The 26,510-nt window shown below is 52.5% G+C and carries 29 protein-coding genes and 2 pseudogenes; 22 read left to right on the forward strand and 9 right to left on the reverse strand.

Annotated features, from left to right (window positions below; genetic code table 11):
• Positions 1-148 precede the first annotated feature (148 nt).
• Positions 149-3,391 carry a P-loop NTPase fold protein gene (locus D5066_RS18705; RefSeq protein WP_119916863.1) on the reverse strand — a complete coding sequence of 1,081 codons (3,243 nt, stop codon included), beginning with the start codon at positions 3,389-3,391 and terminating at the stop codon, positions 149-151.
• A gap of 277 nt (positions 3,392-3,668) precedes the next feature.
• On the opposite strand from D5066_RS18705, the gene D5066_RS18710 reads away from it, so the two are divergent.
• Positions 3,669-4,190: a hypothetical protein gene (locus D5066_RS18710; protein ID WP_133300918.1), complete on the forward strand. Its 522-nt coding sequence runs from the start codon at positions 3,669-3,671 to the stop codon at positions 4,188-4,190.
• A 72-nt stretch (positions 4,191-4,262) separates the two neighbouring features.
• Here D5066_RS18710 and D5066_RS18715 read toward each other — a convergent pair whose 3' ends face one another.
• Entirely contained in the window at positions 4,263-5,255 is a 993-nt protein-coding gene (locus D5066_RS18715; protein ID WP_119916865.1) for a type II toxin-antitoxin system RelB/DinJ family antitoxin, read from the reverse strand.
• Between the two features lie 534 nt (positions 5,256-5,789).
• On the opposite strand from D5066_RS18715, the gene D5066_RS22845 reads away from it, so the two are divergent.
• The 3 genes from D5066_RS22845 to D5066_RS18725 all read left to right on the forward strand — a co-directional run bounded on the left by D5066_RS22845 (position 5,790) and on the right by D5066_RS18725 (position 7,762).
• The gene (locus tag D5066_RS22845; protein ID WP_133300919.1) at positions 5,790-5,978 is read left to right on the forward strand and encodes a hypothetical protein; all 189 of its coding nucleotides are present in this window, start codon (positions 5,790-5,792) and stop codon (positions 5,976-5,978) included.
• A 183-nt stretch (positions 5,979-6,161) separates the two neighbouring features.
• Complete coding sequence (locus tag D5066_RS18720; RefSeq protein WP_119916866.1) at positions 6,162-6,983, forward strand: hypothetical protein; 822 nt, start codon at positions 6,162-6,164, stop codon at positions 6,981-6,983.
• A complete protein-coding gene (locus D5066_RS18725; protein ID WP_119916867.1) occupies positions 6,980-7,762 on the forward strand; it encodes a site-specific integrase in 783 nt (260 codons plus the stop codon). The genes D5066_RS18720 and D5066_RS18725 overlap by 4 nt, the downstream gene beginning before the upstream one ends.
• 149 nt (positions 7,763-7,911) lie before the next feature.
• Here D5066_RS18725 and D5066_RS18730 read toward each other — a convergent pair whose 3' ends face one another.
• Both D5066_RS18730 and D5066_RS18735 read right to left on the reverse strand, forming a co-directional pair.
• Positions 7,912-8,217, reverse strand: coding sequence for a ribbon-helix-helix domain-containing protein (locus D5066_RS18730; RefSeq protein WP_119916868.1), 306 nt, complete (start codon positions 8,215-8,217; stop codon positions 7,912-7,914).
• Complete coding sequence (locus tag D5066_RS18735) at positions 8,214-8,840, reverse strand: ParA family plasmid-partitioning AAA ATPase (RefSeq protein ID WP_008502208.1); 627 nt, start codon at positions 8,838-8,840, stop codon at positions 8,214-8,216. The genes D5066_RS18730 and D5066_RS18735 overlap by 4 nt, the downstream gene beginning before the upstream one ends.
• A 232-nt stretch (positions 8,841-9,072) precedes the next feature.
• Between D5066_RS18735 and D5066_RS18740 the strand changes: the two genes are divergently transcribed.
• Complete coding sequence (locus tag D5066_RS18740; protein ID WP_119916869.1) at positions 9,073-10,431, forward strand: DUF8534 domain-containing protein; 1,359 nt, start codon at positions 9,073-9,075, stop codon at positions 10,429-10,431.
• A 300-nt stretch (positions 10,432-10,731) separates the two neighbouring features.
• Here D5066_RS18740 and repE read toward each other — a convergent pair whose 3' ends face one another.
• The 3 genes from repE to umuD all read right to left on the reverse strand — a co-directional run bounded on the left by repE (position 10,732) and on the right by umuD (position 13,633).
• On the reverse strand, positions 10,732-11,487 hold the full coding sequence (repE, locus tag D5066_RS18745) for a replication initiation protein RepE (protein WP_008502210.1): 756 nt from the start codon (positions 11,485-11,487) through the stop codon (positions 10,732-10,734).
• A 443-nt stretch (positions 11,488-11,930) separates the two neighbouring features.
• Positions 11,931-13,202 carry a Y-family DNA polymerase gene (locus tag D5066_RS18750; protein WP_119916870.1) on the reverse strand — a complete coding sequence of 424 codons (1,272 nt, stop codon included), beginning with the start codon at positions 13,200-13,202 and terminating at the stop codon, positions 11,931-11,933.
• Positions 13,202-13,633, reverse strand: a complete 432-nt coding sequence (gene umuD, locus D5066_RS18755; protein ID WP_119916871.1) for a translesion error-prone DNA polymerase V autoproteolytic subunit — start codon at positions 13,631-13,633, stop codon at positions 13,202-13,204. Before umuD ends, D5066_RS18750 begins: the two co-directional genes overlap by 1 nt.
• Before the next feature lie 231 nt (positions 13,634-13,864).
• On the opposite strand from umuD, the gene parM reads away from it, so the two are divergent.
• From parM to D5066_RS18845, 17 genes and pseudogenes are all read left to right on the forward strand, one after another.
• A complete protein-coding gene (parM, locus tag D5066_RS18760) occupies positions 13,865-14,836 on the forward strand; it encodes a plasmid segregation protein ParM domain-containing protein (protein WP_119916872.1) in 972 nt (323 codons plus the stop codon).
• 2 nt (positions 14,837-14,838) lie between these two features.
• Positions 14,839-15,501 carry a plasmid partitioning/stability family protein gene (locus tag D5066_RS18765; protein ID WP_119916873.1) on the forward strand — a complete coding sequence of 221 codons (663 nt, stop codon included), beginning with the start codon at positions 14,839-14,841 and terminating at the stop codon, positions 15,499-15,501.
• 3 nt (positions 15,502-15,504) lie between these two features.
• Positions 15,505-15,768, forward strand: coding sequence for a hypothetical protein (locus tag D5066_RS18770; RefSeq protein ID WP_119916874.1), 264 nt, complete (start codon positions 15,505-15,507; stop codon positions 15,766-15,768).
• 145 nt (positions 15,769-15,913) lie between these two features.
• Positions 15,914-16,294: a hypothetical protein gene (locus tag D5066_RS18775; protein WP_023345614.1), complete on the forward strand. Its 381-nt coding sequence runs from the start codon at positions 15,914-15,916 to the stop codon at positions 16,292-16,294.
• A 447-nt stretch (positions 16,295-16,741) separates the two neighbouring features.
• On the forward strand, positions 16,742-17,209 hold the full coding sequence (locus D5066_RS18785; RefSeq protein WP_063442869.1) for a hypothetical protein: 468 nt from the start codon (positions 16,742-16,744) through the stop codon (positions 17,207-17,209).
• Positions 17,210-17,731: 522 nt separating this feature from the next.
• A complete protein-coding gene (locus D5066_RS18790) occupies positions 17,732-18,424 on the forward strand; it encodes a DNA methylase (protein WP_119916876.1) in 693 nt (230 codons plus the stop codon).
• The gene (locus D5066_RS18795) at positions 18,421-18,642 is read left to right on the forward strand and encodes a YubE family protein (RefSeq protein ID WP_008502213.1); all 222 of its coding nucleotides are present in this window, start codon (positions 18,421-18,423) and stop codon (positions 18,640-18,642) included. The genes D5066_RS18790 and D5066_RS18795 overlap by 4 nt, the downstream gene beginning before the upstream one ends.
• A 55-nt stretch (positions 18,643-18,697) precedes the next feature.
• Positions 18,698-19,120 carry a DUF1380 family protein gene (locus tag D5066_RS18800; RefSeq protein WP_063136902.1) on the forward strand — a complete coding sequence of 141 codons (423 nt, stop codon included), beginning with the start codon at positions 18,698-18,700 and terminating at the stop codon, positions 19,118-19,120.
• A 356-nt stretch (positions 19,121-19,476) separates the two neighbouring features.
• Complete coding sequence (locus D5066_RS18805; RefSeq protein ID WP_119916877.1) at positions 19,477-19,905, forward strand: antirestriction protein; 429 nt, start codon at positions 19,477-19,479, stop codon at positions 19,903-19,905.
• Between the two features lie 42 nt (positions 19,906-19,947).
• Positions 19,948-20,145 carry a hypothetical protein gene (locus D5066_RS18810; protein ID WP_072050670.1) on the forward strand — a complete coding sequence of 66 codons (198 nt, stop codon included), beginning with the start codon at positions 19,948-19,950 and terminating at the stop codon, positions 20,143-20,145.
• Between the two features lie 133 nt (positions 20,146-20,278).
• Complete coding sequence (locus tag D5066_RS23230; protein WP_074166206.1) at positions 20,279-20,407, forward strand: hypothetical protein; 129 nt, start codon at positions 20,279-20,281, stop codon at positions 20,405-20,407.
• A 498-nt stretch (positions 20,408-20,905) separates the two neighbouring features.
• On the forward strand, positions 20,906-21,178 hold the full coding sequence (locus D5066_RS18820; protein ID WP_119916879.1) for a hypothetical protein: 273 nt from the start codon (positions 20,906-20,908) through the stop codon (positions 21,176-21,178).
• Positions 21,179-21,221: 43 nt separating this feature from the next.
• Complete coding sequence (locus D5066_RS18825; protein WP_119916880.1) at positions 21,222-21,587, forward strand: hypothetical protein; 366 nt, start codon at positions 21,222-21,224, stop codon at positions 21,585-21,587.
• A 67-nt stretch (positions 21,588-21,654) separates the two neighbouring features.
• A complete protein-coding gene (locus D5066_RS18830; protein ID WP_119916881.1) occupies positions 21,655-23,667 on the forward strand; it encodes a ParB/RepB/Spo0J family partition protein in 2,013 nt (670 codons plus the stop codon).
• A gap of 37 nt (positions 23,668-23,704) precedes the next feature.
• On the forward strand, positions 23,705-24,139 hold the full coding sequence (psiB, locus tag D5066_RS18835; protein ID WP_023345470.1) for a conjugation system SOS inhibitor PsiB: 435 nt from the start codon (positions 23,705-23,707) through the stop codon (positions 24,137-24,139).
• Entirely contained in the window at positions 24,136-24,867 is a 732-nt protein-coding gene (locus tag D5066_RS18840) for a plasmid SOS inhibition protein A (RefSeq protein ID WP_119916882.1), read from the forward strand. Before psiB ends, D5066_RS18840 begins: the two co-directional genes overlap by 4 nt.
• Positions 24,845-25,759: pseudogene (locus D5066_RS18845) on the forward strand (efflux RND transporter permease subunit); the annotation flags it as partial. The gene D5066_RS18840 and the pseudogene D5066_RS18845, both read left to right, overlap by 23 nt.
• On the opposite strand, the gene D5066_RS23255 reads toward D5066_RS18845, so the two are convergent.
• Positions 25,711-25,827 carry a hypothetical protein gene (locus D5066_RS23255; RefSeq protein WP_333020572.1) on the reverse strand — a complete coding sequence of 39 codons (117 nt, stop codon included), beginning with the start codon at positions 25,825-25,827 and terminating at the stop codon, positions 25,711-25,713. The pseudogene D5066_RS18845 and the gene D5066_RS23255 sit on opposite strands and share 49 nt — an antisense overlap.
• A gap of 4 nt (positions 25,828-25,831) precedes the next feature.
• Positions 25,832-26,283, reverse strand: a pseudogene (locus D5066_RS18855) (transposase); the annotation flags it as partial.
• Positions 26,284-26,510: the final 227 nt, after the last annotated feature.

Here is a 26,510-nt window from a genome sequence, read left to right on the forward strand (position 1 = left end):
TTATCAGGATGTTAGTAGTTGCTGCTGATGCCTCCCTCTCTGCCTTAACCAACCTCTACATTTATCCTTTGCCCGCAGCACAGATCCGAATTCCATGATAACCGGAAATACCATCACAAGCCCCCGCAGGGGGCTTGTTTGTGCTGAGCTAAGAATTTTGAATTAAGCGTTTCTTGATGTATTGAGACGACTCCGTTAAGCCAGGGAACAGATCAAAATTTTCACATACGACATGACTGACGCTCTCGGCATCCTCGGCACTCCAGCTGCTCAGCGTCAGATTCTGCGCATCAAGCCATTCACGAAGAACAGCGTCATCGAGAGAGCGCGGGAACAGTGCGGCGATTGCCCGGCGCGATGTTTTCTTTTCTGGTTCGCTAAAGACAAGCACGTCATGAAAGTCACGTATAACTGCAATTCGTCTTTCAATGCTTCGGTCACCTTCGAGTAAAATGTCATGGAGTTCGCGAAGTATTTCTGTGCGCTGGACGGGATCCATAACTGACCATAAGAAGCGTATATTCTTACCGTTATCAGACTTGGACACGTCTGATGTACGATACCATTCGGCAAAAACATGCGTAACGGCGTTTGAAGAAACAAATCTCTCCGACTCTTTCATTCTGGAAAGAACGAGTTCTCTGTTTTTATTCAGCACACCGAAAGCAGTATGCAGGGCTTCTGCATCAGCAAAACAAGACTCACTCAGGGTGATGATTTTCTCCTGCACTAATGGCAACGATTGTGTTCTGAAGATATCATCGATAAACTGACGATCCAGCACCTCTAGGTTTTTTTCGTTAATATTGGCAGCCAGAGCCTCCTCCCTCTCGAACATCGGTCTTAATATATCTACGTCATCTGATAATGTATGAATGGCTTGGTAATATGTACTTACATACTGGACAGTATGAATATATCCAAGCTTGTTGTCGACGAAGATAGAAGTAATAGCCTTGCGTACATACGGCGCTGCGATATCATGGCTCAATGATTTTATCACCGTCTGGAATGAGTTCATATAGATGAAATAGTAAGAAAGGTATCTGTTAAAGTCTTCATTTTCGGTGAACTCATCGGCATAAATGGAAATTGATGTGTAGTCATTGATCGCCACCATATGTGCCACAACCTGAGCTGCAAATTCCTCTGGATGAGAAGCCTGAATCTCTTTCTGGTGAGGTATGAGCTGAAGGTATCCGGCTGAATACCATTCTTTGTTAAATATCAAATTTCTGAATTGATAAATATCATTAAGAGGTAAGTGTTGGGTAAAATCAGCATAATCTTTAGAAACCGCAACTGGTAAAAAACCGCTTTCATTTTCAATTAGTTCTTTAATAACTTTACTGCCTAAATCAAAGAACCGGATAACATTTTTGTTAAATATGTCACTATCGGTATGAGAGAGTTCAAAGCAAAGCATCTTATTGCTCTCAGATTCCACCAACGATAATGTGTTTATGTGTAAGTTGGGATATTTTTTTTCTCTGTTCAACAGATATATCGAGTAAACCTCACCAGAAAGATCAGCAGTGATCTCACTTAACAAATTTCGCCCGGTCATACCTGAATAAAAATCTGCTTCCGTAAGCAATTCGGTAACATAATTTTCATCGTTGCTGGGTGTGGCCTGCAGAAGCGTAAGCTCCCTTACCAAGTGTTCACTCTGACGAACGATAAAGGCTTCCTGTCCAATGTAACCACCCGCAACTAAATTAGCGACACTTTGACTAAAGTTCTGCCGGAAAGCAACGCGGTCTTTAATTGCATAAGTGGCATTCAGTATTCTTACTGAATCGCTAATTTCCTGGCGGATTTGATTGATACCTTCTGCAGTTAGTTTAGCGACGGTCTCCAGCCAGTCCTGCATTGAAATTTGGGCAGAGCAACGCCTCCATGCATGGCTGAAGCCATAAAAACCTGACAATTTTTCAAGGGCAACGGAATCGCGGTTTTTAATAGCTTCCGTCAATGGGGTATCAAACAACTCAGATCGTGCCAGTGCCACAGATGACTGGAAATGGATACTCATCAGGTATTCACTCCATCGCTGTGTGTCATTTAAAAACAGACGATTCAGCTGCTCCTGTGTCGCCTGCACTTTATCCTCAAAATCGTTTGGTGCTAAACCAGCATCGTTGCCTGTATTAGAACGAAGCAGGGAAGTTACCTCTCTTTCATTGTATCTGACAAACACGATATAAAGTGCGAGCAATACATATTCTTCCTGGCATGATGCAGATACCGTTAATTGAAGGATATGAATGTCATTAACCAGCTTTTTCAACAGCCTCGGTGTGATTCGCGGATATTCATTCGGACGCCACCGTTCAAGTATTAAAATGGCTTCTGAACATGATAATTCACCTTGTTCATATACTGTTTCTTTCCACATTTCCTGAAACGCATCCTGCCAACCGGCAGTGATTAATGGTGGCACAGTGAATGTAACGGGGATACGTTTTGCAATGAATTCGCGGCCAGAGTGTCCTTCAACAAGAAGTGATTTGGCCACCTGCCGTGCTGAATAGGGTACAATGATCCTGAACTGCTTGTGCGTGGTACCGGAAATAAGCTCCATATCACTCCACAGTTCCTTAACCTTATCTGAGTTAATTCGGTCCAGATTATCAATTATCAGAATGAATTTTGCATTATTAGGAACTGTTCCGCATTCTGTGAAACCTGCCAGCGCATTTATCAGTTCAATCGTTCCTATTTCTCTGCTGATAAGCCATGTCTCAGAAATTTTGTCCACACTATTCTGTTTAAATAGATCGCCGACGGTTACAATATCTTCTATTTTTCCGCGTTTTTTTCTTATTTTAGGATGAATGAGTTTGAGCCACAATAGTAGTAGACCGGGAGACAGTGCAGCAAGCAGTTCAAGGCCGATAATAGGCGGTGAAACTGCGCCCGTGCTTTTCAGATAACCATTCAGATCCAGGAGGAGATACCGAACCATCTGAACAGAAAGAAGGCACAAAAGTATGAAACTCACCGTCCACCAACTTAGCCTGCTTTTGACTTGTTTATCATATTCGACAATGTTACCCAAAGCTTTATTTTTGAGTGTTTCTAGTTTTTCCTTGTTCACGCCTCTGCTGTTGTTTATTCCCTCATAGATAACCTCTATTAATGCTTTTTTTGTATTTCCATAATGGTATAGTTCTGCATCAAAGTTAATAAATGTATACTCAGGAGATAGTGTTTTTTTCAGAAAATGAATGATGGTAGATTTTCCTGACCCTAACTCCCCTTCCAGGCCAAGAATATTTATGTCTTCTGTTTTAATAACTTTTGTCATCTGATCAGCAACTTTTTGGTGGCTTTCGCCCCGAAAAAGGTCGCTACCAGCTGGGATTTCTTGCTGAAGTTTAAGTGTCACAGGCTCTCCTTTTTGCCATTAATTTAATGAGCTTCTGGTAAGTTGGGTAAACGAGCAGCAGAGGAATTACAGACGTGCTTACCTTTTCATCATAAAACCACTGACGTGCATTTTTCCAGCACCTTCCTTCATATTTCTCTCTTGCGTCATAATCCAGATTACACGCCACCTGAAAACCCTTTCGCTAATCCGGAAAGCAATAATTTTTTCCTATCTGATCTTTTCGTTGCGTCTTTATGCGACCATCCACCTGTGCACATAGGGGGAGGGCCTATCAGTGACGCCTGAATCAGATGAGCTGGCTGCCCAGCTTGCTTGCAATAAAACAACAGCTAATAGGAACATGTGGATGTATCTAGAAAAACCAGTCAGTGAATGGCCTGCACTCCAGATTACGTGGAGTGAAGAACCAGATGAAAGGTATTGGGCTTTTGATGGGGATATTCCTGACTGGGCAGTTCCGGCCGGGAAGCTACGTCTGGGGTATGCATTAATATCTGAAATACATGCGCATCTGATCTTTGTCAGCAAAATCCACTCTGTCGAGGAACTCAGGGAGGGGGCCGTTGATGATAAGATTGAAGACATCATCAATTGCTGGAAAGAGGGTAAGGCCCTGACGCCGCCCGCGTTAAGGATAGTAAATGATGAAAGCGTTCAGAAAATCCACATTGCAGGGGGGAATCACCGGTTTAATGTGGCGTATCTCACCGGGCTAAAATTGATAGCTTTTCTTGCTTGTCCTGCGGATGCAGCATACCTGACGGCCCTGATTCCGTCATTAGTATGGAAGCCTTAAGATAGGACTCAGGGCGAACTCTAGGCCTGTTGATGCCAGATGTTCGCCCGTCATCACCGTCGGAAATATCGCTTAATCAGCCGACCCCAGTGAGTCAGAGTTACGGATGGATTCACCGTCCCCCGCGATAAGCTCCAGCTGATCCCCGGCCCGCGACCTGAAGGTTTCGAGTAACTCTCCCGCCAGCACAATAAGCTCATCGTTCGGTATATACCCGCTGATTTTACCGTGACGCAGTGCCTCATCCCGCTCCAGATACACATCGAGCGCTGTCAGCTTTTCACACAGGTCAGTCAGGGCTGCGGTGGAATCCGATGCACCGACCCGGAGCTGCATAGCCCGAACGCTTTCGAGGTGTTTTCTGAAGCGCTCAAACCACATGGTGAAAGTATAAAGCGGAATACCTTCCCCTTTGTCATCCAGCGCCAGCGCCTCTTTTGCGCACGCTATAGCTTCAGAGCTATCGCGGATGATCATCTGATTCAGAGTATGGTCGGACACGGCTCCACCGCCTATTTTTTGCAGCTCGTTAATATAGCCTGCGGCCTCTTCAATAAAATCTCGGGTGATCTGAAGATGCTCGCGGGTCAGGACCGCCAGGCTGGTCAGATTACCGATCGCCAGGCGCATAACCTCGGATAACCGGTTAATACCATCGAGGCTCACCGGGAAATGATTGTAGCCTCCGGCTGGTGAAGCTGTACGTTGTCCCGGCGCGGAGAGGATAAGATCTTCGTGGTTGCGGTAAAAGCTGTAAGCTTCCTCGATATCTTTCATGGCCATAGCGACAGCATTATCAGGGAGGGACTGGCCCGGCTGCACCGACTGAGTAAAGTGCTTCAGCCGTCCCCAGACAGTTTTAAACTTCTGCAGGGCTTCGGAGAAGACTTCCTGCGGATTGACCGCCGCCGGTTTGTAGCGGATCTGGAACGGCAGACTGCCGGTATCAGCGATATAGTCGGTGAGGGCAGAAAAATAACTGCTGAAGGTATAGCCGGCAGCCAGCAAAATAGGCTCAGCCTTTTCTTTGGATTCATCTTTGACGCGTGTATTCAACTGAGCCATGTTACTTCTCCGTTATCATGTATCCACTATCTCATCGTATATCGTTTTGCTATACATGTATACATATAATTGTTGATTTTGATTTGATTTACATAAAGCGAATCAGGTTTAAATCTCGTTTTGTTCTCCATCCTTCATTAGGATCCGAAAACCCCAAGTTCCGGATCTTCTCAGCTCCCTCCTGTCCGCAGCGGCGCAGAAACACAATATGTGCCACTCTCTCAGTTGCGGTTTCTGCTATATATAGTGTTTACCCCCTGCCCCGTGACCGCCCGATCAGCACCAAAAAAGGGCGGTGTGGTTATTCCCTGACCGTGTTACACTTCCGGAAATTGTAAAATTTAGGAAAAGTCGGATCATCATGAAGCGGCCATCCGGTAATTTATAGTTGTTGTTATATGGCTGCTTATAATCATTCCTGTGATATTTACAGTAGGAAAGATAAGCTGGGAAATATTAAGGCGGGTGACTGATATAATCCTGTACGCAGTCAGTTGTTCTGCCCATCTTAATTACTATGAGTGACTATTGCGGATGAATACATCATCACATGAAAGCGAGCGCGTCCAGGTTTCACTTGAAACCGTCTGGCGGGCGCTGACCGCCCTCGGTCATCAGCGGCTCTGGCTCCGCCCTCCGGATGAGCGGAGCGTGAACACCTGGCTGATCGTCACCTGGGACGGACTGACAGTGGCTGAGCGAATCAGAAATTCCGGAACGTAGTGGCTGACCGGGGATGCGAACGCCATCTACACCAATCCGGAACGGATCGTTCCGGACGGACTGGAAGAGCTCACCTGGCTGTCGGTGCAGCGGCGAATGAAGGACGGATTCTGAAGCCGACCAGGGACAAGCGGCAGGGCGGGATTTCTAACTTAAAGAACAACACAGAAGGGGACTGGCCTTATGGGAAGCATGAAAGAGCAGATGATGGATATTGAATCTGAACGATTTGATGAATGGCTTGCGGATAATTACCCGGATGTTGTCCCGAACTCTGAAGAATGGGAGCAGGCCGCGAACCTTTACTACTGGGAGCAGGAGGCGATTGCCGATCAGGCTCAGTGGGATCATGAACACGGTCTGTTTGTGGCTTCCCTGAACAATGTTCATCAGCGTTACCTGCACGCAAAGCAGGAACTGAAGAATCTATATACCTTGCTCGATAAGGAGCAGCCTGAACTGGTGTACAGGATGTCTTTCGTCCATGCAGTGACGGTCATGGAGGCGTACCTGATGTACTGTGCCAGGGCCCTGCTGGAGCATGACTGGCCGCTTACACGCTTCAGGGATGAGTTTTATATGAAGTCCGATAAAATCAAAAATCCGGTAAAACATGCTGCACGTGAAATGGATCTTTCACTTTTCCGGCCTGCGGCTCAGAATTTTGTTTCCCGGATGACCTTTCATAACGTGAAAACCATTGAGCGCTATTTCGGCGCCGTGCTGCACATTCCGCCCGTCTGGCCGGTTCAGCCGCTGGGTATCATCGCAGACTGGCGAAACGACCTAGTACACCGTAACGGTGTGGATGAACACGATGAGCCTCGAGTGATCTCAGCACAGCAGCTGCAGAACGCCCTGCAGAAAGTGTCAGAACTAATTGATGGTGCAGATCTGTCGATGCGGCAGGAAATTGACTTGTTTGGTAACTGGCGTAATGAAGAAAACCGGGAAATCATCGCGTCAGCACTGCGCATATCTCCGAAGGGAGAGTCATCCTCATGACCGGACTCGTTACCCTGGGAGGGCATTCGGCAGCAGGTGCTCAGTTACCTGTGTCTATCGACTATCCAGCCGCTCTGGCCCTACGTCAGATGGCTCTGGTCCAGGAGGAACTGCCGAAATACCTGCTGGCGCCGGAAGTGAGCGCCCTGCTCCATTACGTACCGGATCTGCACCGCAAGATGCTGTTTGCGACCCTGTGGAATACAGGTGCAAGGATTAATGAAGCGCTGGCCCTGACCCGGAGTGATTTTTCACTGGCACCGCCCTACCCGTTTGTACAGCTGGCCACGCTCAAACAACGGACCGAAAAAGCCGCCAGAACGGCCGGCCGCTCGCCTGCCGGCAGTCAGGCGCATCGCCTGGTTCCGCTTTCTGATGCGAACTATGTCAGCCAGCTGGAGATGATGGTGGCCACTCTGAAAATACCTCTTGAACGTCGTAACAAGCGAAGCGGCAGAACCGAGAAGGCACGTATCTGGGAGATTACCGATCGGACGGTCCGCACTTGGCTCAGCGAAGCGGTTGAAACGGCTGCGGCCGATGGGGTGACGTTCTCCGTGCCGGTGACCCCGCACACATTCCGCCATTCCTACGCGATGCACATGCTGTACGCAGGCATACCGCTGAAGGTGCTGCAGAGTTTAATGGGACATAAGAGCATCAGCTCGACGGAGGTGTATACGAAGGTGTTTGCGCTGGATGTGGCAGCACGGCACCGGGTGCAGTTCCAGATGCCGGGCGATGAGGCGGTGGCGTTGCTTAAAAAAACAGGTGACTAAGATAGAAAGGTAACAAGATGGTAAGTTACTATCTTACTATCTTACTATCTTACTATCTTACTATCTTACTATCTGATTAACTTAGTAACCATACCACCTTTAACTACCAACTTCACAAGTTAATCAGTTATTAAGTTATTAAGTTATTATTACTTTAATCTCGATTTTTCAATCAGTTGAGAGATTTCTTCTCGTGATAAATTTTCTAATGCCATCACTGCAGCTCTAACTACATCGGATCGATTTACTCTCCTGTTCCCTGATAACATCTCTTCCTTAATGACATTATCGATTGAGTTAAGATTCTCTTCAGCAAGAGAGATACTGACTGGTTTTGCTCTACTAGTCGCAGATTTATTACTTGGTTCATCTGGATTTTTTGCAGTGAGGCCAGCTGTGCCTCCGTTTATAAACGAAGCTTCGTCTCTTGGCGGTGTATGTGCTCTATTCCTCACAGAATGATCTCCTTAACCAGAGCTTCAATTTCTTCTTGGGCTTTGATGTTCTGTGTTTCAAAAATAGTCATTGATTCGGCCCAGGCATCCCTGTGAGCTTTTCTGTCACACACGCGAGCATTAGACAGATTCATTTCCGGAAAGTCTTTGAGAACATCCGCTGCCTGATTAGCTTCATTAACGAACATGTTAGTTGGTGTCATATTCAACACTAAATACCCACGTACAGACTCGTTGAAATCTTTAGCTGCAGTAAAAACAGAGCATGTATGTGGTACGACATCCAAATCCATTTGGGACGGTCGTAAAGGGGAAATAAACACATCTGCAGCCATTAATCCGCTTCGCATCTCTGCACTGTCACGGCCAGCACAATCGGCGATTACAAAGTCATAAGATTTTTCATGCTCTTTTAGCATGGCTTTGATGTTGCCGGACGCTCCAGTCACAGGCATATGAGGCAAGTTCTCTGGTCGATTGTTATACCAGGTCAGTACTGATTTTTGATCGTCGGCATCGACAATGAGAACTCGCTTTCCTAGCGCCATAAGATATGCAGCGATAGAAACTGCGAGCGTACTTTTACCTACTCCACCTTTTTGACTACCAAGAACAATGATCATATTCCGCACACCTTGTTTGTTATCTTATTAAGATAATAGGATATTAAAAAATATTTTTCAATATCTACGGCGCTTGCATTTTGCTATCATGTTAACTTGTTATGTTAATAAGTCAATGTAATTCAACAAGATATTATTAGTTTTAAAACGAGTTGCAACCTTAACAAGTTGTTATGATATCAAGATATTATCTTGATATCATAATCACACTTTTGAGTGAAGGAGTAAATCAATGGACCTTGTGTGGAAAAAAAATCCAAGGGGAAGGCTTGAAAGGAAACTGAATCTGGCAGAGAGAGAGGCATTGCTGCATGTTTTCAGCAACAGTCGAAAACCCGCTCAGGCTGATTTACGTATAGCAAATTCTGTGCTTGAAGAAATGGACCGCCGTAAGCTGTGGTTAAAATGTGATTGCGTCGAACATGACCCGAACATTGAAGGTCCTTTTAACTGCGAGGTTAACGTTGCCAGGTTACGCCACGTCAAGACGACAAGACAGCATGATGAACAGTGCCCTTTGTTCAGGCTAAAGAAAAGTAAGGATGCTGATAACACTATCACTGAAGGAAAAACCAGCCCATTAAATCCGGTTGGCGGGAATGACTGGTTACCTGACAAGAAGAAAGACAACAAAATCAACGCTGTGGAAGGGCCGGTAGTGCCCCGTAAGCGTCGACGCAAAACACTTAAACCCATTCCGGCTCTGGGCCGAAAATTGCTGACTCTCATTCAGGCAGCTGGCCTGAACCAACTTGAACTAGTACCTGAATATAAAAGTCCGGGGTTAGTCGGTTCGGTCAATAGAATAAAAGAAGTTCTGGATGAACATACAATGGGCAATGGAAGACAGCTTAATATGCTGTTCAGTTGCGCGCCCTGGCTGTCCCTCGAACGGATTAACGACATGCTGACTCAGCTGGAAATTTCACTGCAGACTGATAGCAGTGATAAGGAGGCATGCGTGTATATCATTGGTATTGCGACCGATGCCAATCGGGAAGAAGTAACCTTTAGCGTTCGTAGTAATACTTTTATCCATAGGCCTGAAGCCCGAGTCAGTATCAATGGAGAAAGCACCTACAACACTGGCAGTCGGGCCCCATACTGGGCAATTCTGGAATACCGCAGAGGTAGGGATGGTAAGGTTTACTGCCATGAGGGCTATGCGCATGCCGCGTATACGCTTGATAATCCTGTGCCTGTGGATAGCAACAAAGAACGCGATACACTGAAGGTAATAATAAACGCCAGCAGCTATGCTGGCCGTCAGGAAAATCATCCGGATGCTATCAGCCTCAGCAAGCCACTTTTTACGTCTAAAAGCACTAAAAATGGGGTGGAGGAGGTCATTCATCCTGACTTCATACTGAATGTGGTTCCGAGCAAAGAAAACACAGTTACCACTTTCATCATCGAAACAATGGGCTCTGAATCCGAGGAGTATGTCGAGCGTAAACTACAAACACATAGCTGGATGGAGCAGGAAGGTGTGCTCTTAACTGATCCTCCGGGCTGGCCAGAACATTCAGACAGGACATTTAACAGCTGCCTGCTCAAACACATTTTTAGTGCAGGGAAAATGCACCAATAGTTACAGGCAGCGGTTTTGAATTCAAATAGTGACAATACACCCTCAGCCAGAAGTGGAAAGGGCGCTCTTAAGTGTGACAAACGACACTCAGGGCTGAGGGGAAATGTGACAAGCTGCACTGAACTAAGTGTGACAAATTGCCCTTATTAAGTGTTTCTAAAGCACAAAATAGGTACCATTTAGTTCCTGAAAACCAGTCAGGGCAAAGGAAGGCAAACTTTTCTGTGACAAATCACCCTGAGAGCTTTAACTCTAGTGTGACAAACCACCCTGCTAATTGTGACAAATCACCCTCAAAGCTCACTCAGGTGTGATCGACATTATGTCGCTGAAAGAAAAGACTATATGAGTCGTCTGGCGGCCTTTCTTTTTCTCGATATAAGACAGGCGCATTGGCGTTCTGCTGTTAATCTCATCGACACTCGCCTGCAGAAACCGACGGCGAAAGTCCGGCATACGCTGATAACTTTGCGGAAGCTGATAGCGCTCCATGATCCAGTCTATTTTCAGGGATACCACGCCAGAGCCATCCGGCTTACGGTACTGGCATAGTGACTCGTACAGGCGCATGGCATAGGGATTTGTGATCTCTTTCGTTTCACTTAGTCGGAACTGTGTGAAACGGTTCTGAAGGCCAATAAAGAAAGGAATGAGGTACGGGTTAATATGGACGCTGTAAAGCCCTCTGGAGGGACTATGGGCACGTTTGATGAACCAGGGAAAGGACTCATAACCTTTTTCTTCCCCAGCATCCTCTTCAGGCCGATAAAAGACCACTTCTTTACCCGCGAATCCCTTGAGAGCCTGACGGATATCTTTGCTGGCCTCGGCGGAGGTCAACCCGAAGGTTTCCGCATACTTGGCGACCTGAATTTCACATATCCCGTCATGCTCCTGGAGCGTACCGTCAGATTTTCTGATCTGGTCCACAAAGAGATAAAGCATACGCTTTTGATCGCGAGAAAGACTGTATGCCGCCTCAGTCAGTTCGTTTGACTGGACAATTCGCGGGCTATTCTTACGTTTTTTATGGTTGATAACCGCAACTTCCGTCATGACAGGTCCGTGTAAAGTGTGACAGGAATTTAGATTGTCACACTAATTGAAAAAGAGTCAACAGGTTGGGATAACTTTGTGGAATACAGCAAATCATGAGGGCAATTTGTCACAGGGTTAAGGGCAATCTGTCACCCTTTAAGAGGGAGGTTGAGGGTGATTTGTCACACTGAAAGGGCAAATTGTCACAATGATCCTTCTCAAACCCGCATGAATAAAGGGCTGAGAGGAGTTCTAAAAAGGTAAACCTAACAATCTATTAAAAAGATCTTATAAAAATATGTCCGTGGATAAGTGGATAAACTTTAAGGAGCTAACCTTTAGAATTCGAGCGTAAGCAGAATTTGTCAGTGCAGTTACCTGGTGCTTCCTCGCTCACTCGCGGGCTTCGCCCTGTCGTTCGGCTGCGGCGAGCACTACTGGCTCTCTCTGAAAAGCGAAATTTAACTGATCCTCGCTATGGGGATATCTTTCCAGCGGGTGGTGTACGCAGGGGAGAGCATGTCGCGTTTCATTTGCCATGATGGCGCTATCCCTCGTCCGGCAAACCAGACCTGTCCCAACCCGGAATGATTAATGCCATCGAGAACCTTCATCAGCTCAGCGCTGTGAGGACGTGGAGGACGTTCGTCGAACAGCTGCAGCTGCGAAACGCCGGAGCCGGTGAAGTCATTCAGCATCACACCGGCTTTAGCATACCGGTGCCCATCCTTCCAGATACGCTCCAGAGCCGTTGTGGCGGCCGCAATGATGTCCCGGGTGTCCTGAGTGGGGGTAAGCAGTTTCTCCGTGGCCACGTTGCCGTAGTAAGGCTCTTTAACGGCGAACGGAGACGTTTTGATGAATACGGAAATATGCCGGCAGTACTGGCGCTCTTTACGCAGCTTTTCTGAGGCCCGCTCTGAGTACTGACAGACAGCCTGGCGGAGCGAATCGTATTCAGTGATCTTCTCGCCAAAACTGCGGCTGCAGACAATCTGTTGTTTAGTAGGCGGTGCTTCCTCAAGCGACATGCAGCTTTCCCCGTTCAGTTCGCGCACTGTTCGCTCGAGAACGACGGAGAATTTTTTGCGGATGAAGGCCGGGTTCGTCAGGGCCAGATCAAGCGCGGTCCTGATGCCAAGAACATTGAGCTTGCGTGCAATACGGTTTCCCACGCCCCAGATCTCTTCGACCGGCTGCAGTGAAAGCAGTTTCCGCGTTCGCTGAGGATTCCCCCGGGTCAGGGCGAGCACGCCACGAAACTGTTTCCACTCCTTTGAGGCCCACTGGGCTGATTTTGCCAGGGTTTTCGTCGGCCCGGCACCCATGCCGATGGTCAGACGGGTACAGTCATACACGTGCTGGCGCAGCTGCCGGCCGAAGTTCTCCAGGTCCATGCAGTGCTCAACGCCGGTCAGGTCGAGGAACATCTCGTCAATCGAATACTGTTCCACCCTGGGGGCCAGCTCCTCCAGGCAGTTCATCACGCGCGCTGACATCGAGGCATAAAGTTCATAGTTGCTTGAGAACGCGTATATTTTTTCCGGGTACTTTTCGTTTTTCATCTGAAACCACGGCGTGCCCATTTTGATCCAGGGCTTTGCCTCGGCACTTCTTGCGATGACGCAGCCATCGTTATTACTGAGCACCACAACCGGCTTTCCTTTCAAATCCGGGCGGAAAACACGTTCGCAGCTTGCATAAAAGCTGTTCACATCGGCCAGGGCAAACATCAGTACATCTCCCTCGGGCGGTGGATGATGTGCGTGACGACGCCAAAGATATCCAGATCGTCCGGGTCGGGATAAATCGGCGACCAGGCGGCGTTCATTGGCTGCAGCGTCAGTCGTGGCGTCAGCAGAAGCCGTTTAACCGTAAACTCTCCCTGCACACTGGCCACAACAATATCGCCGTGCCGGGGCTTCTCTGCACTGTCCACAACCAGCAGATCGCCATTGTAAAGGCTGCCGTCGGACATGCTGTCACCGCTGGCACGGAGATAGTAAGTCGCGCTCGGGTGCCGTATGCAGTAATCATGGAGATCCAGGTCGGACTCGACATAGTCAGCGGCAGGGCTGGGAAAACCGCAGCTGGCCAGGTCTGCAAACAACGGATGGGCCTGTGGCGGGAGTGCTTTCCCGGTGCAGAAAAGCTGCAGTTTCATCTTTCCTCCTGACGTCTAAATGCACTGGTTATGCATACAGTATATTTAACAGCGTGAGGATAATCCAGATCGCCTGCGCCATGAACAGGGTGAGTAACCTAAGTTACTCAAAATGCTAATTAATATCATTTTGAACCATTTATGCTTCTCATAATGAGAAATAAGGCTTTTGTTTTTCCATTTTGCTCTTATAATATGTATCAAATTGAGTTTAATTGATGGAGCATAATGATGAATATTTACTGCGATGATGGTTCAACTAATGTTAAGCTGGCATGGTTTGAAGGAAACGAGCTGCAGACCCGGGTTTCAGCTAACTCCTTCCGGCATGGCTGGAAAGTGGCGGAATTCAGTGCCGCAACGTTCAACTATCAGGTGGGCACGCTGAAATACACCTGGGACAGCGTCAGCCGGGATGCCATCCCGACGACAAACGTGGAATACCAGTACGGTGATCTCAACCTGCTGGCCGTGCATCATGCCCTGCTGAACAGCGGACTTGAGTCGCAGCCGGTGAGCCTGACCGTGACGCTGCCCCTGAGCGAGTATTATGACGGGGACTGCCAGCGGAACGAGGGGAACATCCGACGCAAACGGGAAAACCTGATGCGTGAGCTGGTTCTGAATAAGGGCAGGGCATTTACCGTAACGGACGTGAAGGTGATGCCGGAATCACTGCCGGCGGCGTTCTCCCGTCTCGCGGAGCTGAAGCCCGAACCCGCTGAGACCACCCTGATTATCGATCTCGGCGGAACCACGCTCGATGCCGGCGTGATTGTCGGACAGTTTGATGATATCAGTGCGGTACACGGCAATCCGTCTGTCGGCGTGTCACAGGTCACCCGCGCAGCTGCAGGCGCGCTGCGGGCTGCAGACAGCGAAACCAGCGCGCTTATTGCTGACACGGTCATCCGCAACCGCAATGATCGTCAGTATCTGCAGCGAGTGATCAACGATGCCGGAAAAATTGACGATGTTCTGAACAAAATTACAGAGGCAATCACTTCCCTGGGCGCGCGCGTCACCAGTGAGCTGACGGCCTTCAGGAACGTTAACCGGGTATTCCTGGTCGGGGGAGGGGCATCCCTCATTGAAGAGGCTATCCGTCAGGCCTGGCCTCTGGCTCCTGACCGTATCGAGGTTATAGGCGATCCGCAGCTGGCGCTGGCCAGAGAGATTGCCCTTTACAATAAAGAGGACTAAACGTGCCGGACGGCCAGTATTCTTTCTATCTGCACAGCGACGATCGCACCGACATCGCGGCGATGGCGACCATCAGCACCATCTCACAGCCCCTGCGCGGTGACTTCATCCGGACCGCCGCCACCGCCGGGGCGGTGATGTACCAGACGGATGCCCGTTTACCGGCATTGATCCCGGTGTTCTTTGACGGGCATCTGAGCACCATCCGGCTTTGCGCCGTGATGGCGCTGGTATCCGGCACCTGGTCTTCACTCTCAGGACTTCCTGATGAGCCTGACGGTGGCGTGGCGGCTCTGGCCATGTCACCGGATACGGAATACCAGCGCCGGCGTTACACCCTGACGCTTCAGGATGACCGGAGCAGTGAACGGGTTGAGCGTGTGCTGACGGGCGTGTCATCCCGTCTGCGCGGAGAGCTGCTGAGAAACCTGATTATCACCGGTCTGGCCCTGCATACGACCGCACCGGAGCTGCCGCGTCTGCTGGCCAGCATGCCGGTACCGCCCGGCACGGTCAGCGAGCTGCAGGTTCTGGTTCAGCAGATGGCCGGTACGGCTGGCGTGAGTAAAGCTGCAGTACCGGAGAAACCAGCAGAGCCTGCCGCACCGGTAACCGGTGAAGCGACCAGGATAAAGAAAAATATGCAACGGGCATTCGGAGACTAAAACATGTCAGTGGTTAAACAGAAGGCAGAGCAGTGCATTCATAACTTTCTGCGTGCCCGGAACGTGCCTGAATCTCAGTGGCCCGATCTGGTCAAAAAGACCGGCAGGGGAATGATACTGGCAGGCGTGGCCGTTGTGGTTCCCGGAGTTCTGGTTGATAACATCTCCCTGCCGGTGACAATCGCGATGCAGGTCTGCTACGCCTCACTGATCGGCCTCGGGGTTCTCCTGGCGTTTGACGATAAAAAGCCGAAGAACCGATCCTGAGCAGGAACATCATTCAGAATGGTAACCAGACAGCCCGGGAGGGACTGATGCAAAAGGTTAAGAGAGCGGGGCTGACGCTGGCGGAGGCCAGCGAGCTGTTGAACTGTCAGGAAATAAAGGAGATGAACAACAATGAGGAGGACAAATGAAGTGTAATACTGCAATTTTGTTTGTGGCGCTCACACTGGCAATACCCGGTGCGGTGAATGCCGCAGCCACAGTGGCGGTTCTTGACCAGATGGCCACGAAAAAGCAAAAGGAACGTGAAGACCAGCTCGAAGCCGTGGAACGTGATGCTTTAGCTCAGCCAGATGCATGGAAAGCATATCTACAGGTGTCTGACGCAGTGCCTGCTGATGCCCCCATCATGCTGCAAAACCGCTACCGCAGCCTCGCCATTTCACTGGCACTGAAGGCTGCAATGGCCTGTTCGTCAGACGCTCTCAAGCTTCTCGAGCGTAACGACGTAATTGAGTTTCGCGTACTCCGATCATCGTTAGTCTCAGCCTGCAAAACAGCTAAATAAGTTTCGTGCCAGCTGCCCACTTCCAGATTCCAATCTTCGGCTGGCATTCTCTCAATCCTGTAACCCTCTGTCCTGCATTATCCTCTTCAGGACAAAAAAAACGGCAGGGTGACATCTCATCCCTGCCGTCAAAACTAATCGCTTAATTTTTCGGCGATTATAATGTATTGTTTTGTGATGTAAATCACATTTTAATTTAATGTGAAATTTTCCCTCCGCTTTATATCTCCCGTAAGAAATTACCCGCCGTGCCTTCACGCTAACCCGGCCGCTGCGGTCGCAAGGGTTCACGTTGTCTCCGTCCTCACCCGTTCGCGCCCTGCACGGTGCATTCAGCCCGTGAAGGGCTTGCGCTGCGGCTTCGGCGTCGCCCTGGCGTCCTCCGCTTTACGCCGTGTTTTTGTGGCGGCACGGCGCAAGAGGGTGCCGGATGCTGAGGACACAACCATGTTCAGACTGACCTGTATTGAACTCGATAACGGCGAGTTTGCCGTCTATATCAATCACCATTACCTGGGGAGTGAAGATGCCAGCGGAGAGCGACTTTCTCTGGGGGAGGTTCTGGAGCAGCTCTCCCAGCTGCCGGGCGTGGAATTACAGACCCTGCTGGAACCCGTACCGGAGTGCGATGACTGGTGCTGGAACGACATCGCCGATCGCGTCCTGCCGTCGCGTCCTGCATGTCGTGATGATGTGACGGTGGCAGGGCTCATCGCCAGGCTGAAGCAGTACCCACCGGATGCACTGTGTATGGGGACGTTCTGGCTGGAAGATGATTTTCTGTCGCTCGATGACAGTCTGTCGGAGGAAGAAATTGCAGAAGCCATGCGTATCTGCGACCACAGCCACGATGCAGGCATCGGTTTTAACTGGGACACGCTGCAGTTCGCTATCGACCACGTGAAGGGGCGCTGAAAAAAAGGACACCATCCGGGGAGGGGGTGTCCTGAAGCCATGCAATTCGTTACAGGTGAAAACCCTTAAGATGTTTTCGGCGCTGATAATCACATAATCACTTCGCACTTTCACCTGCCATATATCCGACTCAAAAAAAAGACGTCTCCGGTTGGGGACGTCCTGAAATCAAAGGCACACATGTCAGATAACGGCGCGAATCCATTATCAGTGTGCATTCTGCCATACACTCACGGACTCATCAGCTACCAGAACCGGTACCGAAGGATGTCGGTTCCCTCCGCCTTATTGCCGCCAGCCGGCGGCGTGTTCAACGCCGTGCCTTCACGCTAACCCGGCCGCTGCGGTCGCAAGGGTTCACGTTGTCTCCGTCCTCACCCGTTCGCACCTTTCACGGTGCATTCAGCCCGTGAAAGGCTTGCGCTGCGGCTTGCGGCGTCGCCCCTGCGCCCTCCGCTTTTCGCCGGGTTTTTGTGGCGGCACGGCGCAAGAGGGTGCCGCATATCAGAGAGGAGTGTGTCTATGTCCCGTTTTATTCTGGGTGACTGCGTGCAGGTGATGTCCCGTTTTCCGGCGCGTGCCGTCGATTATATTCTTACCGACCCACCGTACCTGGTTGGCTATAAGGACCGTACCGGCCGCACCCTGGCCGGGGACAACTCTGCCGAATGGCTCCAGCCCGCCTGTCATGAAATGTACCGCGTGCTGAAAAATGACAGCCTCATGGTGAGTTTCTATGCCTGGAACCGCGCGGATCTGTTTCTGAATGCGTGGAAAACGGCCGGTTTCCGGGTGGTTGGCCATATCGTCTTTGCCAAGAGCTACGCCTCAAAATCGACGTTCGTGGGTTACACCCATGAGAGTGCCTACCTGCTGGCAAAGGGAAGGCCGCAAACCCCGGACCGTCCCATCCCGGACGTGATCCCCTGGAAATACACGGGCAACCGACATCACCCGACGGAGAAGCCGGTGCAGAGCCTGCGGCCGCTGATTGAATCGCTCACGCGTCCGGGGGCTATTGTCCTTGACCCGTTCGCCGGCAGCGGCTCCACCTGCGTGGCCGCCGCCGAAGCCAGCCGCCGCTATATCGGGATCGAGATGCTTGAACAGTACCACGCCGCCGGCGTTCGACGTCTGGCACAGGTTGAACGGGCAAGAAGGATGCCGGCGGCCAATGACGGCGCGTTTTACCCCGACTGGCCGGAGGCGGCATGAACTACCCGGGCCTTGAAAACCTGCGCGCGGACGTGGCCGCGCTCAGCAATGCCATGTGTGACGTGCGGATGCTGCTGAACCGCCTCGAATCGCAGCACCGGCACGACGCGGCAACGCTTACCGAACGTATGGCTGCGCAGACTCTGCGCCGGATCAACACCCTGCTTCTTGAAGCCTACCGCGAAGCCCTGGTGCTGGACGAAACCTTTCAGGACTGACTGACCCTGCCGGGCTGATGCCCGGCCTGTAACCCCTTACAAGAGAGAACAAACGATGTACGGAACCCGCGAAGAACTTTGTGTACAGCTTGAAAACATGTTCACGTTTGACGAACCCCTGGTCCTGCTGGTCTGGACGGAAGAGGGGATTAGCGTGGCCTGCCGTGAAGCCCAGCCAGAACCGGACGGGGCTGAAATCCGGAATCTGATGAAGGCGATCGGCGAAATGAAAATGACGCAATACCGCCAGGAGGGGGTAAATAATCTGACTGTCAGCGACCTCCTGGCCCGTCAGCGGGAAGCGGCAAACCGTCAGGTGAGTGTTCCGGCGGTACTCCTGTCCCGCGTCCTGCGTAACTATGAATGTGAGCTGGAAAACCGGATCGGTATGGCCTGGGAAGCCGGGCGGCAGGAGCCTGAATCCGTCAGGAATGAGCTGAAGGACGTTCACGCCTTACAGGAGACGCTGGCCGCGTAAGGGAAAGAGCCGGGGTAACGCCCCGGCAACCGGTGGACATCCACAGCGAAAAGGATGTCAGTTCCTTCCGCTTCTATCCGCCGCTGCCCTCCGGGCCACGTCGGGACAATGAAACTCCCCTGAAGCTCCCTGCGGTGACGGCATGCGCCGTGACTTCACTGTAGCCCGGCCGCATCGGCCACAAGGGTTCGCTGACGCCTCCGTCCTCACCCGTTCGCACCCTTCACGGTGCATTCAGCCCGTGAAGGCTTTGCGCTGCGGCTTGCGGCGTCGCCCCTGTGTCCTCCGCTTTTCGCCGGTCTGTCGTGTCGTCACGGCGATGCCGGAACCGAGAATATGTTAACCGTGGAGGATCTATGAACCAGACTATGACCTGTGATGCTGTTCGTCTTGAGGGTGCGCAGCGCCTGACTTTCCTGCCTGATTTGTTTGGCGGCGATTTTATGACGTCCGAGGCATCCGTGTACGCCTATGCCCAGCGTTACTGCCCTGAGTATCAGGGGGGATTCTGGCAGTTTTACCGGCTGCCGGAAGGTGGCGGATATATGGCGCCTGACGTGGAGAGTCTGACCCTGTGCAATCCGGACAACTGGTTTGAGCAGACTGTCCGCGGGGAAGTGGCGGGGATCATCCTCACGGCGCTGGTACTGAATCACCGGAGCTGGCACCACAGTAACCATGACCATGAGGAGCTGTGCCGCCACTTCTGCCGCCGTTATGAGCAGCTTATGGCATTTGCTGATACCCATCCGGAAAGCGCCACCATCTGGCGCGCCCTTGACTGACTGACCACGGGCGGCGATGCCGCCCGACTAAAGGAGAACACCATGCAACTGTCACCGGAAACCCGCAGTATCCTGCGCCAGTATAAAACGCTCATCAACGAGCGACGTCGCGAATCCGGACTCAGCCCCGTTACTACAGCTAAAGTGCTGGAAGAGATCTGCGAATCTGCTACCCGCCAGTGCGCCGTCTATCTTTGCGGCCACTTCATTCTCCAGGGCGGTCAGGGCGACGGACAATAAATAATCCGGGCGGGGCATAGGCGCCGCCTGTTCGCGCGCGAAAACCCTGTCATCCCTTCGGGCTGACGGACGGCAAGGTCAGCGCCTGCGGCGCTGCCCCCTCCCGCCCTGATGTAAGCCCGTGGAGATGTACATGAAAGGTATTGTGAGGGCAAATTGTCACGGATACGGTCCTGCGTGGCGTGGCGTGGCGTGGCGTGGCGTGGCGTGGCGTGGCGTGGCGTGGTTGTCGGCTCTGAAACCCGATCAGCAAATCCTCTGAAAACACCAGAATCCCATTTCTGGCCCCCTTCGGCTCCCGGCCAGCGCTGCTGTCCGGTCGTCGAGCACCATTCCGCCAGGGCGGCCGCTGCGCACCCGCCAGGCTCCGCCGAACCCCTCCGGGTTTCGGGCCATACGGCTAGGGTCTGATGGCGAAGGTCAAGGGCTGCGGCTTCTCCGGCCGTGCAGTCCGGAACGCCTTCACCGCGCCGGCTGATGCCGTCGCTTTAATGGCGCCACGCCGTTCCGACGTGTCGGGTGTGTGCATCCTGTTCCCCCGGTGAAGCCATCCCCCGTGCGTCCTTACGCGGAGGGCTTGTCGTAGCACCGTCGGGTCGTCATCCAAGGGGTGAAATGCACTCCGCCAAAACTTTTTGCGTGCCGCAAAAACTTTAGTCTCCGCCCCTTTCCTTCCGCCCTTCGCCGTTGCTCCTTTGCCCTTTGCCGCGAGAGAACTCACCAGGGAGATGGCCAACCATCACCACAGGAGAAAACCAGGATGCACACACGAAACGTCAACGTCAAAACCGCCGCTCAAGAATCTTCCAGGAAGATGGGGGAAGAACAAAACCCTGTTTCTGTCGCACGGGAGTGGGTGGCTCAGGCCACCTCGCTGAAAGCGGGGGTCACCGTCACTCTGTCCGATGTGTCCCGATACGGCGACGTTCAGGTGGAGATCCGCACCAACGGAACGCTTAACTGGCACGCCTGGTCGTTTGAACCGGATTTTCTTATTGAACTGAAACGCAACCTGCAATACGTGCAGCTTTAACCGGAGGCCGGATGTCCGGCCTTAACCCAGAGAAGGAGGAAACATGCAGAACCTTAACACCCGTCCGGCGACCCGTAAGGTCGGGCAGAGCACTGAAATCGTGAAGCTGCTGCGCATTCAGGCCAGCGACACCCACGTGGTCGAGTTTGACAACGTGGACACCCGATTTAATGACTGCAACAACTGGCAGGTGATGGCAGGAGGCAAACGCGTCCTGTACAGCAACCGCATGTATGAGAGTTTTTCAGATGTGAAATCGGGGATCGTGGCAACGATCAACGTGTGTGAAAACAGCGGCAGCGTAACGGATAAAGCGATGCTGGAAGGGGCAAAAGTCATGATGCAGGTTCTTGATGGCTATCCGTCCTTTGCAGCACTGGCAGCACACCCGAAACGCATTACCGGTTAACCGAGTGCCGTGACCGGAGGGCAATCCGGCCACGGCTAACCACAACTGTCACTGAGAGGTAAAAATCATGGTCGCCACCAATTCTACGGCAAAAAAACAAGCCAAGACCACCCGTCAGACAAAATCTGCGGAAAAAATCGCGCAGTCTACCGAGCAGAAGCTCGTCCAGCTGCTCGCTGATACGCCTGTGCAAATCTTCCCGTACTCCCGCCTGTCACGCACTGACTTAAACACGCGCATCATTCCGCATACCGATCAGGAAGTGGAAGAGATGGCAGACAGCATTCAGGCAATGGGCATCCTGCAAAACCTGATTGGTGCAGAACTGCCGGACGGTACGATCGGCATTGTCGGCGGGGAAGGTCGTCGCAGAGGCACAGGCATTCTGGTGATGCGCGGTGTGCTCGATGCGGACACGCCGTTTGTTCCGGTGAAAGTCCTGCCCGTTGAGATGGCGGTAGCGGCCTCGATGATCGAGAACGGTCGACGTAAAAACATGCATCCCGCCGAGCAGATTATCGGTTTTCGTACCCTTCAGCAGGAAGGTAAAACGGCCTCTCAGATCGGCGCACTGATGGGCTACCACCCGCGCCACGTTCAGCGCTGCCTGAAGCTGGCGAATCTTGCCCCCTCCCTGCTGGATGCGCTGGCGCGGGATGAAATCTCCCTTGAACAGTGTGAAGTCCTGACACTTGCTGATACCCATGAGCGTCAGGAGCAGGTCTGGAAAGAGGCTGTTGTACAGTGGCGCGATCCTGCTGTACAGACTCTGCGCAAAATGGTGACCGACGACAAGATGGCCATCAGTCACCCGATGTTTGAGTATGTGGGCGAGGAAGCCTATACCGCCGCTGGCGGTACGCTGACCGCCGACCTGTTCAGCGACAAGGACAGCACCTTTGCCGATGCAGCGCTGGTGAAATCTCTGCTGGCTGGCAAGCTCACCGTGCTCGCCGCTCGCGTTAAGCAGGAGCAGGGCTGGAGCTGGGCTGAGTACCGTATGACGGAACTACGCTTCAGCGGTGAGGACGCTGAACTGTACCGTTTTGCCATGCCGAAAGCTGTCCTGACGGAAGAAGAACAGAAGCGCGTCAGTGAGCTGGAAAAACAAAGAGATGCTACTGAAACCTACGATGACGAATACGAGCTTCAGCAGCAGATCGATGACATTTACTGCGAGGCGCAGTACCGCGAAGCCACGCCGGAATTTCGCGCCGCCCACGGTATCTGGGTGTCATGGGATGGTAACAATTTTCGGGTTCAGCCAGGTATCCGCAAGCTGACCGACGAAGACCGGGCAGCTGAAGAACAGGCGCGTCAGGAGCGTGAAAGCAATGTGATCAGACACACCACGCCTGACATTCCCGCTGACGCCTATCCGGCAACGCTGGTTAAGGCCATGTCTGCGGAGCGCACTCTTGCCGTTCAGGCGGAACTGGCGGGTCGCCCCGATGTATCGGTGGCGCTCCTGACGTGGACGCTGTGTCTTGCGCTCTTTTATCGCACCTACGGCAAGCGCAATGAACCGCTGAAAGCCTCCGTGTCCTCGAATCAGTATCACCTTGCATCACTGGCTCCATCCGGTGATGAAGGGAAGGCGCTGACGGCGCTCAAAGCACAGAAAGAGGCGCTTCAGGCAACGCTGCCCGAAAACTGGCATCTCGATTTCACCTGGCTGCTGTCATGGTCAGCAGAGCAGGTGAACACCCTGCTGGGATTCTGTGCGGCACACGGTATCAACGGCATTCAGGAACGTATGTACAACCATACGCAGAAAAGCGAACTGGACGGGCTGGAAGCGGCGCTGGACTTTGACCTGCGCAAATGGTGGCAACCGGATGCTGAGAGCTACTTCGGTAAGCTCACGATTTCCCAGATTGGCAAAGCCTATGAAGAAGCCGGACTCAGCGCCCGTGCGGGTGAAGTTGTGAAGCTCAAGCGCCGCGATGCGGCGAAGGCCGCCGAGCAGGATCTGAATGCTCAGGGCTGGCTGCCTGACTGGATGGTGCGCACAGCGCCAGCCGCTGAGGCTGAAGAAGCCACTGAATCTGACGCTGATACCACTGACCACGCTGCTTAATTCCGGAGGCCGCCGCCTTCGGGCGGCGGGAACAGACATGACCATGCAATATGACCTGAACCGAATCAACACCCTGACCGCCACAGACCTGGAGTTTATCCGTCAGCAGGGGGAGGACGCGCGCCGCGCCCTCAGCGATGCCGTGACCGGCCTCCTGTCGACACCTGAAGGATGGCGCGTCTGCGCCGAATACCGCAGCGAGTTCGGCGGCTTCTTCCCTGTCCAGTGCCGCTTCAGCGCGGACGGCAGTGATGACTGGCATCTTTGCGTGTGCAGCCCGGGCGAAGTCTCGCCTTACTGGCTTCTGGTGCTGCTGTCCTCCGGCGGTGAAGTGGTGCGTACTCTTTACCAGAGCGACACGCTTCAGCCTGAACGGATAAACCAGCTGATCGCGCAGCTGGCAGGTATGCGCCGCTTTAACTGCACTGCCCGCACCGTGGCGAAGCTGATGAATGTGGAGGTGACAGCATGATCCCGTCCTCACACGCGCTCGTTTCCCTGAAGCCCGCCCGTCAGGCTGCAATACAGGCTATCAGCCATGTTGAGTCTGCCCGTGAACGCGGCGCACGACTGCCCGCCATGCCGTATGTGCGTACCTTTCTGCGTCTTCTCACGGGCAGCGGACGCCTCAACGCCACGGTGGCCAATAAAATACTTGGTCCGCACTGGGTGCCAAATAACCGTCATTCGAACCTGAAACAGGTCGAGGAGGCGCTTAACACGATGATCGCCACCAGTGGCGAAGCCTGCCCGCTGCCGCTCACAATTGACGTACAGGCCGAACTGTTTCCTGAGGTCATGCACACCCGCACGGGTCGACGGCTGCACAGGTCCGGCATTAAGACCACGCGTCAGATGCGCCGCCAGTCTCGTGAGTACGAACAGCGCTGGAAACTGCGCCAGAACCTGCTGGAGCAGGCGAAAATCGACCTGAATTTTCAGTCTCCGGAAACCGTCTGCACCTGGTACACCCGGTGGAGCGACGAGTTTGACGCGGCAGAGCTTGCCGGACCGTTCTGGCGCTGGCAGTCGCGGTTCACGTCGCTGAAGGAACTTGACTGGCTTCGCATCAGCGGTGAGCCGCTGTATGCAGTGATGTACGAAATCCCGTTCATCGTGCGGGAGACACCGGAACCTGTCCGTACTGCTGAGCGCTGGCAGGTACCGAACAAGCTGCGGTACCGCCCGCACGGCCGGTGACAATATTGCCCTGCGCGTCAGTGGCGCGTTCAGCAGCGAAGAGAGCCTGCGAGCGGTGACGCTTCGGGTCAACAACCGCTATATCCCGCTTACGGGCATTGCCAGCATTGTACGCAGGCCGGCAGAGCCGCCGGCTCCGCTTTTTCGCGTCAACGGCCAGCCTGCCGTTGGCCTTGCCGTCTCGATGGCGCCAACCGGAAACATGCTTGATTTCGGGCAGGCGCTGCGGTCGCGCATGAACAGCGAAGCCGCACAGCTGCCGCACGGTATTGAAATGACCCGAATTGCCGATCAGTCTGCCGTAGTGAAGGAGGCCGTCAGCGGGTTTGTGCACGTGCTGGGGGAGGCAGTCATTATCGTGCTGGCCGTCTCTTTCGTTTCGCTGGGGCTGCGTGCCGGGCTGGTGGTGGCGGCAGCGATCCCGCTGGTGCTTGCCATGACGTTTGTCTGTATGCATCTTGCTGGCATTGGCCTGCAGCGCATCTCCCTTGGCGCGCTGATTATCGCGCTGGGCCTGCTGGTTGACGACGCGATGATCACGGTGGAAACCATGGTGGCACGTCTGGAAGCCGGCGAATCCCGTGCCAGTGCGGCGACCTATGCTTTCACTTCAACGGCATTCCCGATGCTGACCGGCACGCTGGTGATGATTGCCGGCTTTATTCCGGTTGGCTTTTCCGCCTCAAGCGCCGGGGAATACTGCTACACCCTGTTTGCGGTGGTACTTATCGCGCTGATCAGCTCATGGGTGGTGGCCGTACTGTTTTCTCCGCTGACCGGCAGCTGGCTGTTGCCTGACGCGCTGCAGAAACACACTGCCGGTCCGGGGCTGCATGGCAGGCTTTACCAGCGCCTGCTTGCCTGGGTTCTGCGGCATCGGTTATGCGATATCTGCAGGGGCACTTCCAGCATAGAAAGAGCAGACACATGAGTCGGATGCGTATGAATAATGCAGTTCACATCAACCGGACTCCAGCCAGAACTGGTTGATCTTTCCCGTCAGTCTCAGATCTACCTGGTGGCGCTTAGAATGCGGCTGCTGAAGCCAGGCGTAAAAACCACTGGGATGAACATCCAGCACCCGACAGAGCAGGCGAACAGGCCAGCAACAGGAGTTGTCACGGATAAAGGCGTACCTCAGTCGGACAGCTTTGCGAAGTACGCCGCGGCTTTTTTTAATATGTCCCGTTCGTCGGTAACCCGTTTCAGCTCTTTCTGGAGACGGCGGATCTCGGCCTGAGCATCTGACTGTTCTTTATTAGTGGAAGAATCCGGACCGTACTTCTTTATCCAGGCATAAAGGCTGTGGGTGGTGATATCGAGACGTGTTGCAACGCTGGCAACAGAATAACCGCGATCAACAACCTGTTTGACTGCTTCAGTTTTAAACTCTTCGGGATAACGCTTACCGCTCATGGGCACCTCTCTTTAAGCCATCTTAAATGACTCGGAGGTGTCTGTTAAACCCGTGGCGATTCATCCTTCGCGCAAATTAGCTCACGAGGTTGTCAGCAACTTCTGTTGATGACTTAGAGACTCCTGGCTATCACCGCGGCTGCTGAAAAGAATCTCAGCTGACGAGAACCTCACCCTGGAGAGAGCAGTCTGTCAGGCTTTAAGACCTAAAGCCTGACATGCGTGGC

The sequence above is a fragment of the Enterobacter chuandaensis genome (genome assembly GCF_003594915.1).
GTDB classification, from domain to species: Bacteria; Pseudomonadota; Gammaproteobacteria; order Enterobacterales; family Enterobacteriaceae; genus Enterobacter; species Enterobacter chuandaensis.

Excerpts from the sequence above, each read along its gene's own strand:
- D5066_RS18715 (WP_119916865.1), bottom strand. The coding sequence starts at position 5,255 with ATGGCTCAGTTGAATACACGCGTCAAAGATGAATCCAAAGAAAAGGCT.
- D5066_RS22845 (WP_133300919.1), top strand. The coding sequence starts at position 5,790 with ATGAATACATCATCACATGAAAGCGAGCGCGTCCAGGTTTCACTTGAA.
- D5066_RS18720 (WP_119916866.1), top strand. The coding sequence starts at position 6,162 with ATGGGAAGCATGAAAGAGCAGATGATGGATATTGAATCTGAACGATTT.
- D5066_RS18725 (WP_119916867.1), top strand. The coding sequence starts at position 6,980 with ATGACCGGACTCGTTACCCTGGGAGGGCATTCGGCAGCAGGTGCTCAG.
- D5066_RS18735 (WP_008502208.1), bottom strand. The coding sequence starts at position 8,840 with ATGATCATTGTTCTTGGTAGTCAAAAAGGTGGAGTAGGTAAAAGTACG.
- D5066_RS18740 (WP_119916869.1), top strand. The coding sequence starts at position 9,073 with ATGGACCTTGTGTGGAAAAAAAATCCAAGGGGAAGGCTTGAAAGGAAA.
- repE (WP_008502210.1), bottom strand. The coding sequence starts at position 11,487 with ATGACGGAAGTTGCGGTTATCAACCATAAAAAACGTAAGAATAGCCCG.
- D5066_RS18750 (WP_119916870.1), bottom strand. The coding sequence starts at position 13,202 with ATGTTTGCCCTGGCCGATGTGAACAGCTTTTATGCAAGCTGCGAACGT.
- umuD (WP_119916871.1), bottom strand. The coding sequence starts at position 13,633 with ATGAAACTGCAGCTTTTCTGCACCGGGAAAGCACTCCCGCCACAGGCC.
- parM (WP_119916872.1), top strand. The coding sequence starts at position 13,865 with ATGAATATTTACTGCGATGATGGTTCAACTAATGTTAAGCTGGCATGG.
- D5066_RS18770 (WP_119916874.1), top strand. The coding sequence starts at position 15,505 with ATGTCAGTGGTTAAACAGAAGGCAGAGCAGTGCATTCATAACTTTCTG.
- D5066_RS18775 (WP_023345614.1), top strand. The coding sequence starts at position 15,914 with ATGAAGTGTAATACTGCAATTTTGTTTGTGGCGCTCACACTGGCAATA.
- D5066_RS18785 (WP_063442869.1), top strand. The coding sequence starts at position 16,742 with ATGTTCAGACTGACCTGTATTGAACTCGATAACGGCGAGTTTGCCGTC.
- D5066_RS18790 (WP_119916876.1), top strand. The coding sequence starts at position 17,732 with ATGTCCCGTTTTATTCTGGGTGACTGCGTGCAGGTGATGTCCCGTTTT.
- D5066_RS18795 (WP_008502213.1), top strand. The coding sequence starts at position 18,421 with ATGAACTACCCGGGCCTTGAAAACCTGCGCGCGGACGTGGCCGCGCTC.
- D5066_RS18800 (WP_063136902.1), top strand. The coding sequence starts at position 18,698 with ATGTACGGAACCCGCGAAGAACTTTGTGTACAGCTTGAAAACATGTTC.
- D5066_RS18805 (WP_119916877.1), top strand. The coding sequence starts at position 19,477 with ATGAACCAGACTATGACCTGTGATGCTGTTCGTCTTGAGGGTGCGCAG.
- D5066_RS18810 (WP_072050670.1), top strand. The coding sequence starts at position 19,948 with ATGCAACTGTCACCGGAAACCCGCAGTATCCTGCGCCAGTATAAAACG.
- D5066_RS23230 (WP_074166206.1), top strand. The coding sequence starts at position 20,279 with ATGAAAGGTATTGTGAGGGCAAATTGTCACGGATACGGTCCTGCGTGG.
- D5066_RS18820 (WP_119916879.1), top strand. The coding sequence starts at position 20,906 with ATGCACACACGAAACGTCAACGTCAAAACCGCCGCTCAAGAATCTTCC.
- D5066_RS18825 (WP_119916880.1), top strand. The coding sequence starts at position 21,222 with ATGCAGAACCTTAACACCCGTCCGGCGACCCGTAAGGTCGGGCAGAGC.
- D5066_RS18830 (WP_119916881.1), top strand. The coding sequence starts at position 21,655 with ATGGTCGCCACCAATTCTACGGCAAAAAAACAAGCCAAGACCACCCGT.
- psiB (WP_023345470.1), top strand. The coding sequence starts at position 23,705 with ATGACCATGCAATATGACCTGAACCGAATCAACACCCTGACCGCCACA.
- D5066_RS18840 (WP_119916882.1), top strand. The coding sequence starts at position 24,136 with ATGATCCCGTCCTCACACGCGCTCGTTTCCCTGAAGCCCGCCCGTCAG.